Raw genomic sequence first — 10158 nt, 5'->3', positions numbered from 1 at the left:
CCCGCCGATGTCGCATCAGAATTCCGGCAGCCACGGCCACGAAATGTATCCGCAGCAATTCGTGCGGCTGATCGGCTGTCATGATCCTGCCCTCGACGCCTTGCGCAAGCGCGAGAGCGAAAAACTGCATTAGCGCGCGCCCGCGCCTACGTCTGGGGTTTCGGAAGATCAATCCGTGCGTGCGAGAACTCCGGCGGCCCCTCTGTCAGACGGCGAATGCGGCGTTCGCGTTCGTCGGTGGGCAGAGCGGGATCGAGCAGTCCCTCGATCTCGTGCACGGCGACCTCTTCGATCCTGGCGGCGTCGGATCCGACCGCGATGTGTGGTGACGTCGGCGCTGCCGGAGCGATCTTGAGACCCAGCTCGACCAGTTTGCAGATTGCGTCGGCGCGCGACAATTGCTGCGCCTCGGCCCAGGCGTCCACGGCCGCAGTCAGCCCTTCCGGCATCTTGACGGCGCTGATGATGTCCAGGCCGGTACGTTGACGTACCGGACGGGCGGAATCCTCGTTGTCGAAGTCAGACACCCCTGATGTCCCATGTGATCCATAGACGACCCAACCGTAGGCGTGATCCCCGGCCGGCTGTTTGATGCCGATCAATGACGAGATGCGGCATTGCGGCACGGCGCGACCTTGTCGTCCGGCGCCATTTCAGCCAAAGATCGAGGCCTCGAATGGGACCGCCCCGGGGTGAACCCCGATCCATCCTGCCACGTATCTCGTCTGACCTGAAACCAGACTGGCTTCTGCAATGAGCGCCGCATCCTTCTACGGCAGCATCCCTGTCTTCCGCGGCTTCACCAGCCTGATGGACCCGAAACTCTATTCGCCGCTGCCGGCGGATTGGAGCATCGGCGTCGCCGACATCGTTGATTCCACCAAGGCGATCGCGGCGCAGCGCTACAAGGCCGTCAATATGGCGGGCGCTGCCGTGATCGCGGCGGTGACGAACGCGCTGGAGGGACGCGAATTCCCCTTCGTGTTCGGCGGCGACGGCGCGAGCTTTGCGGTTGCGCCTGATGATCTCGAGCTGGCGCGCGAAGCGCTGGCCGCGACCGCGACATGGGTGCGGGAAGACCTTGATCTGAAGATGCGCGTCGCGCTGGTGCCGGTGAGCGCAATAAGGGCCCAGGGCCTTGATGTACGCGTTGCGCGTTTCGGTCCGTCGGCCAATTTGTCCTATGCGATGTTCTCCGGCGGCGGGCTCGCCTTTGCCGATGCGGCGATGAAGCGCGGCGAGTTCGCGGTGACCGAGGCGCCGTCAGGCACGCAGCCCGATCTCTCCGGCCTGTCCTGCCGCTTCGAGGAGATGCCGGCCTCGCGCGGGTTGATCCTGTCGGTGCTGGTGATGCCGGCTGCCGGGGCCGATCCGCTTGCGTTCCGCAAGGTGATCGAGGACATCATCCATCTGGTCGAGCGCAGTCCGGACGCGGGCCGTCCCGTGCCGCCGCAGGGGCCGCCGCTGAAATGGCCGCCGCAGGGGCTGGACTATGAGGCACGGGCGATGCGTGGCGGCTCCTTGTTCAAGCGCCGCGCCAGCCTGCTCGCCTTTACGTTTTTCGCCTATGTCCTGATGCGCTTCGACATCAAGGCCGGCAGCTTCCTGCCAAAGGTCTACAAGCGCCAGGTGGTCGAGAATTCCGACTTCCGCAAATATGATGACGGCCTGCGCATGATCCTCGACTGCACACCGGAGCTCGAGCGCGCCTTGAGCGATCGCCTCGCCACCGCTGCGCGCGACGGTGTCGTGCGCTACGGTCTCTATCCGCAGGATGCGGCCATGATGACCTGCTTCACGCCCTCGGCGCTACGCAGCGATCACGTCCACTTCATCGATGGCGCGCGCGGCGGCTACGCCTCGGCGGCGACGGCGCTGAAGGCGATGGCGGCGGCTGCGAGCTAGAGCATGATCCGGAAAAGTGTGAAGCGGTTTTCCGAAAAGATCATGCTCAAACAAGGAGCTAGAGCGCGATGACGATTCAACCCAATCTCATCGCGCTTTAGCGCGACAGGCGGCTCCAGGTCTCGCCGCCGCAGAGCGCGCCGACGCAGCCTTCGACCCGCAAGGTCTCTGCTCCCGTCACGGTGACGCTGCTGGCATAGGTATTGCCGTCGTCGGCATTGTAGATCTGGCCCGACCATTTGTTCGGTCCTGCGGGCTGCATGCCGGAGAACAGCGGCAGTCCGATCATCGATCGCTTGGCGAGCGCGGGATTGGGATTTTTGCTGTCGGTTGCGGGCTGGCCGGTCGCGGTGTCCGTGGGCTCGCGCAGCCAGACGATGTGGCCGCAGATGCCGCCGCCGCATTTGCTGATCTTGACGCGGGCATCGCCCGCCTGGGTGAGCCAGGTCCCGCTTGCCTCGGCGCTCTGCGCCATTGCGGTTGTCGCGCCCGACAGGGCAGCCAGAAGCACGGTGAGAACAGCAAATCTGCAGGACATGGGGGAGGGACCTCGGAATGGAGGCGTCTCCATAGCAGCAAATTCGAATCGTGCAACGCCTGATGGAATCAAATTCCCGCGCGCATTTGCCCCGGCGAATCTGTCACCAGGGCAGGCCGCACAGGTCGATGGTGCCGAGCGTCGGCGCGCGGACGACGTTGAAGACATAGGGCGCCATGACATCGAAGCGGATTCGTCCCTCCGGCTGCTCGCAATAGACCTCGCCCTTGAAGGGCAGCCAGCTGCGGGCCTGGTAGAACGCGGCATTGTGCGGCTCGCAGAACAGGATCGCGAACTTCACGGCCTCATTGGCGCGCATCGTATGGACCGCCGCGTCGATCGCCATGGTCGCATAACCCCTGTTACGGCGATCCTCACGCGTGCAGACGCCGCCGATACCGCCGACATGCACCTTCTGCCCGTTCCAGGTGACGGTGCGGAAGTAGATGCCGACATGGCAGACCAGCCCGTCCTCGGGCGTCTCGATCAGCACGCGCAAATCGGCATTGGCCCATTTGACGTTCCTCCAAGGCTTGTCTGCGAGCTGTTGCGGGCCCCAGACCGCCTGGTGCAGCGGCTCGGCGGTCTTCCACGAGGCATCGCCGTTCAGGATGTCGATCTCGATGCTCATCGCCTTCTCTCTCGCATCTTCGCGTCGTGGTTGGTTCGTTCTCCCATAAGCGTCTCAAAGGCAATGACATTTTGCGGCTTGTCACGTTGCTGCGGTCGCTTGCGTTGATTTTATGCAATCCGGCCAAGCCGTCGCATCACGCAATTTCGCAAATTGGCGGTATTTAACAGCGGCGGAACCTTCTATAAGGGGTGACCGTTAGAACACGTTCCCACCAGTTGCGGACAAGAACCCATGACATTCACGCTGCCCCCACTCCCTTACGCCTATGACGCCCTCGGCCAGTTCATGTCGAAGGAGACGCTGGAATTCCACCACGACAAGCATCATCAGGCTTACGTCACCAACGGCAACAACGCGCTCAAGGGCACCGAATGGGAAGGCAAGTCCCTTGAGGAGATCGTCAAGGGCTCATTCGGCAAGAACCCTGCGGTGTTCAACAATGCCGGCCAGCACTACAACCACATCCACTTCTGGAGCTGGATGAAGCCCAATGGCGGCGGCACCAAGCTGCCGGGCAAGCTCGCGAAGAAGATCGACGAGGATCTCGGCGGCTTCGAGAAGTTCAAGACCGATTTCCAGGCGGCCGGCGTCGGCCAGTTCGGCTCGGGCTGGTGCTGGCTCCAGGTCAAGAACGGCAAGCTCGAGATCTCCAAGACTCCGAACGGCGAAAACCCGCTGGTGCACGGCGCCACCCCGATCCTGGGCTGCGACGTCTGGGAGCACTCCTACTACATCGACTATCGCAACCGCCGTCCGGACTATCTCAAGGCGTTCGTCGAGAACCTCGTGAACTGGGAATACGTCGAGTCCCTGTTCGAGAAGGCCTGAGATCTCACCTCGTCATTCCGGGGCGATGCGAAGCATCGAACCCGGAATCCCGAGATTCCGGGCTCGCGCTTCGCGCGCCCCGGAATGACCAAAAAGGCGGTCGCTCGCGCGGCCGCCTTTTTGATGTGCGGTTGCCGCTCATGGGCCTCGCCATGTTGATCGGCAAGCCCCTTGATCGGCAAGCCCCAAGCCGGCCGTGGACATTTGTAATGTTATAATATAACATCCCTGCATGGTTCCCGCCGCGTCCCGCTCCCACCATCACGGCCACGCCCATGGTCATTCTGGCCACTCTCACGGCCATTCCCATGACCACGGGCATGACCACACCCACGCCCATGTCCATGACGCCGCCTCGCCGCATCCGGCCCAGGATGCGCCCTGGTCGATCCTGCGCATGACCATGGCCGGGCGCCTTGCGGCCGCTGTGGCCGTCTGCGCCGCGCTCTGGGGCATCGTTGTCCTGGCGATGAGGTGACATATGGCCCAACTCGCATTCCGCAACGTCACGCTCGGCTATGACCGCCACCCGGCCGTGCACCATCTCAATGGCGAGGTCGCATCAGGTGCGCTCGTGGCCGTGATCGGCCCCAACGGCGCCGGCAAATCGACGCTGCTGCGCGGCATCGTCGGCATCCTGAGGCCGCTCGACGGCAGCATCCATCTCGGTGGGCTGGACGCCCGCGACATCGCCTATCTGCCGCAGAGCGCGGACATCGACCGCAGCTTCCCGATCTCGGTATTCGATTTCGTCAGCACCGGGTTGTGGCGCGCGGCCGGCCTGTTCGGCGGCATCGGCAGGGTTGCGCGCGAAAAGATCCTTCGCGCCATCGCGTCGGTGGGCCTCAACGGCTTCGAGAACCGGCCCATCGGCACGCTCTCGGGCGGGCAGATGCAGCGCGTGCTGTTCGCGCGCGTGCTGCTCCAGGATGCGCGCCTGATCGTGCTCGACGAGCCCTTCAACGCCATCGACAGCAAAACCATTGCCGACCTGCTCGCGCTGGTGAAGCATTGGCATCACGAAGGCCGCACCGTGATCGCCGCACTCCACGACATGGAGATGGTGCGCACCCATTTCAGCGAGACCCTGGTGTTGGCGCGCGGCCCCGTGGCCTGGGGACCGACCGCGGAGGTGCTGACGCCGGAGAACCTGATGGTCGCGATGCGGATGTGCGAGGCCTTCGACGACAGCGCCACCGCCTGCGCGGCTGACGATATCAGCTCGCGGGCGGCGTGATTCCAGATGATCTATGACGCGCTGATCGGTCCGTTCGCCGAATTCGAGTTCATGCGGCGCGCGCTCGCCGCCGTGATCGCGCTGTCGCTGGCGGGCGCGCCGATCGGCGTGTTCCTGATGCTGCGGCGGATGAGCCTCGTCGGCGATGCCATGGCGCATGCAATCCTGCCCGGCGCCGCAATCGGCTTCCTGCTGTCCGGCCTCAATCTGTTCGCGATGACGGCCGGCGGCCTCATCGCGGGTTTTGCCGTCGCAATCCTCGCCGGCGTGGTGGCGCGCTCGACCGGGCTGAAGGAAGATGCATCGCTTGCGACCTTCTATCTGGCCTCCCTGGCGCTCGGCGTCACCATCGTCTCGATCAAGGGCACCAATATCGACCTGCTCCATGTCTTGTTCGGCAACATCCTGGCGATGGACGACCAGACGCTGCTGGTGGTCGCCTTCAACGCCACTGTGACGCTGCTGGTGCTCGCGGTGATCTATCGCCCGCTGGTGATCGAGAGTGTCGATCCATTATTTTTGCGCACGGTGAGCCGGGCCGGCGGCCCTGCGCATCTTGCTTTCCTCGCGCTCGTCGTCGTCAACCTCGTCAACGGCTTTCAGGCGCTCGGCACGCTGCTGGCGGTGGGCCTGATGATCCTGCCGGCCGGAATCGCGCGGTTCTGGTCGCGCGATCTCACCGTGATGATCTGCATCGCCGTGGTTGCTGCGGCGGTCTCAGGCTATGCCGGCCTCGTGCTGTCGTTCCAGACCCGCGTGCCCTCGGGCCCGGCGATCATCCTGGTGGCGACGGCGATCTACGTCGCCTCGGTCCTGTTCGGCCGCGTCGGCGGCGTCGTCAGGCAGATGTTTCCCGGCCGGCATCTGGAGGCGTGACGATGCGCGTCCTTTTGCTTCTGGCATCGCTGCTGATGGCCTCGCCACTGCAAGCGGCTGAACGGCTCAACGTCGTCGCGAGCTTCTCGATCCTGGCGGATTTCGTCCGCACGATCGGCGGAGACAAGATCAACCTGACGACGCTGGTGGGTCCTGACAGTGACGTGCATGTCTACACGCCGGCGCCGGCTGATGCGAAGCGCATCGCGGAGGCCAGGCTCGTCTTCGTCAATGGCCTTGGGCTGGAGGGCTGGCTGCCGCGTCTTGTGCAGTCATCAGGGGCCAAGGCGCAGGTTGTCACCGCGAGCGCCGGCATCGCGCCATTGAAGCTCGGCTCGGGCGCCGATCCGCATGCCTGGCAGTCCGTCCCCAATGCCAGGATTTACGTCGCCAACATCACAGGCACGCTGGCTGCCGCCGACCCTGACGATGCGGATGTCTTCCGTGCCCAGGCAAAAGCCTATCTGGAAAAGCTCGAAGCGCTCGACCGCGAGGTCCGCGAGGCCGTCGCAAACATCCCGCCGGAACGGCGCAAGGTGATCTCGACCCACGATGCCTTCGGCTATTTCGCCGCCGAATACGGCATCCAGTTCATCGCGCCCCTGGGCGTCTCCACCGAAACCGAGCCCAGCGCACGGGACATCGCCACCATTATCGGGCAGATCAAGGCCCAAAAAATCCCGGCCGTTTTCCTGGAAAATATCAGCGATGACCGCCTGATCCTCCGGATCGCGGCCGAGACCGGCGCCAAGGTCGGTGGGACCCTGGTTTCGGACGGTTTGACCGGCGAAAAGGGCCCTGCACCCACTTACATTGACATGGTCAGGCACAATATAAAGGCCCTGACCAGCGCGCTTGACCATTAGGGCAGGGGCCACCCCTCGCGGCGACCCCGCCGTGCGTCGCGCGACAAGCCTACGTCCGGAGTTCTTATGCCTGAAGCGACCGCCTCCAAAATTCCCGTGACCGTGCTGACCGGCTATCTCGGCGCCGGCAAGACCACGCTTTTGAACCGCATCCTGTCGGAGAACCACGGCAAGAAATACGCCGTCATCGTCAACGAATTCGGCGAGATCGGCATCGACAACGACCTCATCATCGGTGCCGATGAGGAAGTGTTCGAGATGAACAACGGCTGCATCTGCTGCACCGTGCGCGGCGACCTCGTCCGCATCATGGACGGCTTGATGAAGCGCAAGGGCAAGTTCGACGCCATCATCGTCGAGACGACCGGCCTTGCCGACCCGGCGCCGGTCGCCCAGACCTTCTTCGTCGACGAGGACGTGCAGAAGAACGCGCGCCTCGATGCGGTGGTTACCGTCGCCGACGCCAAATGGCTGTCCGACCGGCTCAAGGACGCGCCCGAGGCCAAGAACCAGATCGCCTTCGCCGACGTCATCGTGCTGAACAAGACCGATCTCGTCACCAAGGGCGAGCTCGCCGAAGTCGAGGCACGCATCCGCGGCATCAACCCCTATGCGAAGCTCCACCGTACCGAGCGCTGCTCGGTCGCGCTGGCCGACGTGCTCGATCGCGGCGCCTTCGACCTCGACCGCATCCTCGACATCGAGCCTGACTTCCTCGAGGCCGATGATCATGACCACGACCATGATCATCACCATCATCACGGCCACGACCATCACCACCATGATCACGGCCACGGCCTGAAGCACTATCACGACGAGGACATGCAGTCGCTGTCGCTCAAGACCGACAAGCCGCTCGATCCGAACGTGTTCATGCCCTGGCTGCAGAACCTGGTTCAGGTCGAGGGCGGCAAGATCCTGCGCTCCAAGGGCATCCTCGCCTTCCACGATGACGACGACCGCTACGTCTTCCAGGGCGTCCACATGATGCTGGAGGGCGACCACCAGCGGAAGTGGAAGGACGGCGAGAAGCGCGAAAGCCGCCTCGTCTTCATCGGCCGCGAATTGCCGGAGAAGGCCATTCGCGAAGGTTTCGAGAGCTGCATCGTTTCGTGATGAAAGAGTTTACGCCGCCTCCCGATTCCGCCTCGATCGTCTCCGTCACCGACCGCGTCAAGCCTGTGACGCTCGGCATGGGCGTGACCTCCGTGCACTTCCTCGGTCCCCGCGCCGCCTTCGTCGGTGGCGAGGAGAACGTTGCGTTCGTCGACGACAAGGGCGAAGTCACCAAGGTTGCCGTGCACAGCGGCGGCATTCTCTCGGCCGCCTCCGACGGCAAGCGCCTCGTCATGGGCGGCGACGACGGCAAGGTCGTCGCGCTCGACGCCAAGGGCGAGGTGACGCTGCTCGCCACCGATCCGAAGCGGCGCTGGATCGATGCGGTGGCGCTGCATCCTGATGGCGCCTTTGCCTGGTCGGCCGGCAAGACGGCGACCGTCAGGAGCGGCAAGGCCGAGGAAAAGTCGCTCGACGTGCCCTCGACCGTGGGCGGTCTCGCCTTCGCCCCGAAAGGCCTGCGGCTCGCGATCGCGCATTACAATGGCGCCACGCTGTGGTTCCCGAACATGGAAGGTTCGGCCGAATTCCTGCCCTGGGCCGGCTCGCATCTCGGCGTCACCTTCAGCCCGGACAACAAGTTCCTGGTCACCTCGATGCATGAGGCGGCGCTGCATGGCTGGCGGCTGGCCGACAACAGGCACATGCGCATGACCGGCTATCCCGGCCGCGTCCGCTCGATGTCCTGGAGCGCCGGCGGCAAGGGTCTCGCGACCTCGGGCGCCGACACCGTCATCATCTGGCCATTCGCCAGCAAGGACGGCCCGATGGGCAAGGAGCCCGCGATGCTCGCGCCATTGCAGGCGCGCGTCGCGGTCGTCGCCTGCCATCCCAGGAACGACATCCTGGCGGCCGGCTACAGCGACGGCACCATACTCATGGTGCGGATGGAAGACGGCGCCGAGATCCTGGTCCGCCGCAACGGCACGCCGCCAGTCGCCGGGCTTGCCTGGAACGCCAAGGGCACGCTGCTCGCCTTCGCGGACGAAAATGGGGACGGCGGGTTGCTGGCGCTTTAATTCGTCATCGTTCAAGCCGTAGGGTAGGCAAAGGCGCTCTTGCGCCGTGCCCACGATCTTTTTTGGTTTGAGGGAGGCCGTGGGCACGCTTCGCTTTGCCCACCCTACGGCAGTTCACATTCATGCGCTTTCTGACGACCTTCCAGCTCGTCGACTTCGCGGACACGCTGGTCAGCCTGTTCACGGCCTTCGTGCTCGGCACGCTGATCGGCGCCGAGCGGCAATATCGTCAGCGCACCGCTGGCCTGCGCACCAATGTGCTGGTCGCTGTCGGCGCCGCCGCTTTCGTTGATCTCGCCATGCATCTGGACGGTGCCGAGGGCGCGGTGCGAGTCATCTCTTACGTCGTCTCCGGCATCGGCTTCCTCGGCGCCGGCGTCATCATGAAGCAGGGCATGGACGTGCGTGGGCTCAACACCGCGGCGACGCTGTGGTCCTCGGCCGCCGTCGGCTCCTGCGCCGGCGCCGACATGGTCGCACAGGCCGCGGCGCTCACCGTCTTCGTCATCGCCGGCAACACGATGCTGCGCCCGCTGGTCAATGCCATCAACCGCATTCCGCTGAACGCGAAGGCGCTCGAGGCGACCTATTATTTCAAGCTCGCGGTTGCGATGGATGCCCTGCCTGACATGCGCGACCGGCTCGTCGACAAGCTCGAGGATGCCAAATATCCCGTCGCCGACGTCGAGGTTGTCGAGACCGGCGACGATCTCATCGAGATCGTCGCGGAGCTGGTCGCGACCGCGGTCGATCCGAACGAGCTCAACGCGCTGGCAACCGAGCTCCAGCACCTGCCCGGCGTCCGTCACGCCACCTGGGAAGTCAGCACGACGGATTGAGCCCGGTTCCCGCCGGCTCCGGTTTCGTTGATCCCGTGGACAAAGGCGGTGATCGACATGACCGGCCAGAACAACAAGCGAAACCTGAAGCTCGACCTCACCATCGCCTGCACGCTGTTCGCAGCGGGTGTCTTGGTGTCCGTGATGTCGCTGGCGCAAATCCGCGCCCAAAGCCGGATGGAGCTGGCGCAGGCCACCCAGCCGCTTCAGGGCACGCCTTCCGACGACCAGACCAAGACGCCCGCAGAGGCAAAACCCGGCGGCGATCGGCCGACCACGCCGGCGCCCGAGCCGGCACGG

13 protein-coding genes are annotated in these 10158 nt (G+C 64.5%); 10 read left to right on the top strand and 3 right to left on the bottom strand.

Going from position 1 to position 10158, the window contains the following annotated elements; all coding sequences use genetic code 11:
- Positions 1 to 146: 146 nt before the first annotated feature.
- Positions 147 to 527, bottom strand: coding sequence for a hypothetical protein (locus tag AOQ71_RS25875; RefSeq protein WP_057752935.1), 381 nt, complete (start codon positions 525 to 527; stop codon positions 147 to 149).
- Between the two features lie 226 nt (positions 528 to 753).
- Between AOQ71_RS25875 and AOQ71_RS25870 the strand changes: the two genes are divergently transcribed.
- Positions 754 to 1905 (top strand): DUF3095 domain-containing protein, encoded by a 1152-nt coding sequence (locus AOQ71_RS25870; RefSeq protein ID WP_057752854.1) that lies wholly within the window; start codon positions 754 to 756, stop codon positions 1903 to 1905.
- A gap of 97 nt (positions 1906 to 2002) precedes the next feature.
- Here the strand turns inward: AOQ71_RS25870 and AOQ71_RS25865 are convergent, their stop codons facing one another.
- A complete protein-coding gene (locus AOQ71_RS25865; RefSeq protein WP_057752852.1) occupies positions 2003 to 2443 on the bottom strand; it encodes a DUF2147 domain-containing protein in 441 nt (146 codons plus the stop codon).
- 103 nt (positions 2444 to 2546) lie between these two features.
- Entirely contained in the window at positions 2547 to 3074 is a 528-nt protein-coding gene (locus AOQ71_RS25860; protein WP_057752850.1) for a GNAT family N-acetyltransferase, read from the bottom strand.
- 234 nt (positions 3075 to 3308) lie between these two features.
- Between AOQ71_RS25860 and AOQ71_RS25855 the strand changes: the two genes are divergently transcribed.
- From AOQ71_RS25855 to AOQ71_RS46030, 9 genes are all read left to right on the top strand, one after another.
- Positions 3309 to 3905, top strand: coding sequence for a superoxide dismutase (locus AOQ71_RS25855; protein WP_057752848.1), 597 nt, complete (start codon positions 3309 to 3311; stop codon positions 3903 to 3905).
- Between the two features lie 232 nt (positions 3906 to 4137).
- Positions 4138 to 4383 carry a hypothetical protein gene (locus tag AOQ71_RS25850; protein WP_057752846.1) on the top strand — a complete coding sequence of 82 codons (246 nt, stop codon included), beginning with the start codon at positions 4138 to 4140 and terminating at the stop codon, positions 4381 to 4383.
- 3 nt (positions 4384 to 4386) lie between these two features.
- Positions 4387 to 5142 carry a metal ABC transporter ATP-binding protein gene (locus AOQ71_RS25845; RefSeq protein ID WP_057752844.1) on the top strand — a complete coding sequence of 252 codons (756 nt, stop codon included), beginning with the start codon at positions 4387 to 4389 and terminating at the stop codon, positions 5140 to 5142.
- A gap of 6 nt (positions 5143 to 5148) precedes the next feature.
- Positions 5149 to 6018, top strand: coding sequence for a metal ABC transporter permease (locus tag AOQ71_RS25840; RefSeq protein ID WP_057752842.1), 870 nt, complete (start codon positions 5149 to 5151; stop codon positions 6016 to 6018).
- 2 nt (positions 6019 to 6020) lie between these two features.
- Entirely contained in the window at positions 6021 to 6884 is an 864-nt protein-coding gene (locus tag AOQ71_RS25835; protein WP_057752839.1) for a metal ABC transporter solute-binding protein, Zn/Mn family, read from the top strand.
- 66 nt (positions 6885 to 6950) lie between these two features.
- Positions 6951 to 8000, top strand: a complete 1050-nt coding sequence (locus tag AOQ71_RS25830) for a CobW family GTP-binding protein (protein ID WP_057752837.1) — start codon at positions 6951 to 6953, stop codon at positions 7998 to 8000.
- Complete coding sequence (locus AOQ71_RS25825; RefSeq protein ID WP_057752835.1) at positions 8000 to 9019, top strand: WD40 repeat domain-containing protein; 1020 nt, start codon at positions 8000 to 8002, stop codon at positions 9017 to 9019. The genes AOQ71_RS25830 and AOQ71_RS25825 overlap by 1 nt, the downstream gene beginning before the upstream one ends.
- Positions 9020 to 9141: 122 nt before the next feature.
- Positions 9142 to 9858 carry an MgtC/SapB family protein gene (locus AOQ71_RS25820; protein WP_057752833.1) on the top strand — a complete coding sequence of 239 codons (717 nt, stop codon included), beginning with the start codon at positions 9142 to 9144 and terminating at the stop codon, positions 9856 to 9858.
- Between the two features lie 57 nt (positions 9859 to 9915).
- The coding region (locus AOQ71_RS46030; protein WP_057752934.1) for a hypothetical protein at positions 9916 to 10158 on the top strand (243 nt) is incomplete at its 3' end.

The organism is Bradyrhizobium manausense (assembly GCF_001440035.1).
Lineage (GTDB): Bacteria > Pseudomonadota > Alphaproteobacteria > Rhizobiales > Xanthobacteraceae > Bradyrhizobium > Bradyrhizobium manausense.
The sequence above is the reverse complement of the archived record's forward strand: the minus strand, read 5'-3'. Positions and strand labels throughout refer to the sequence as shown.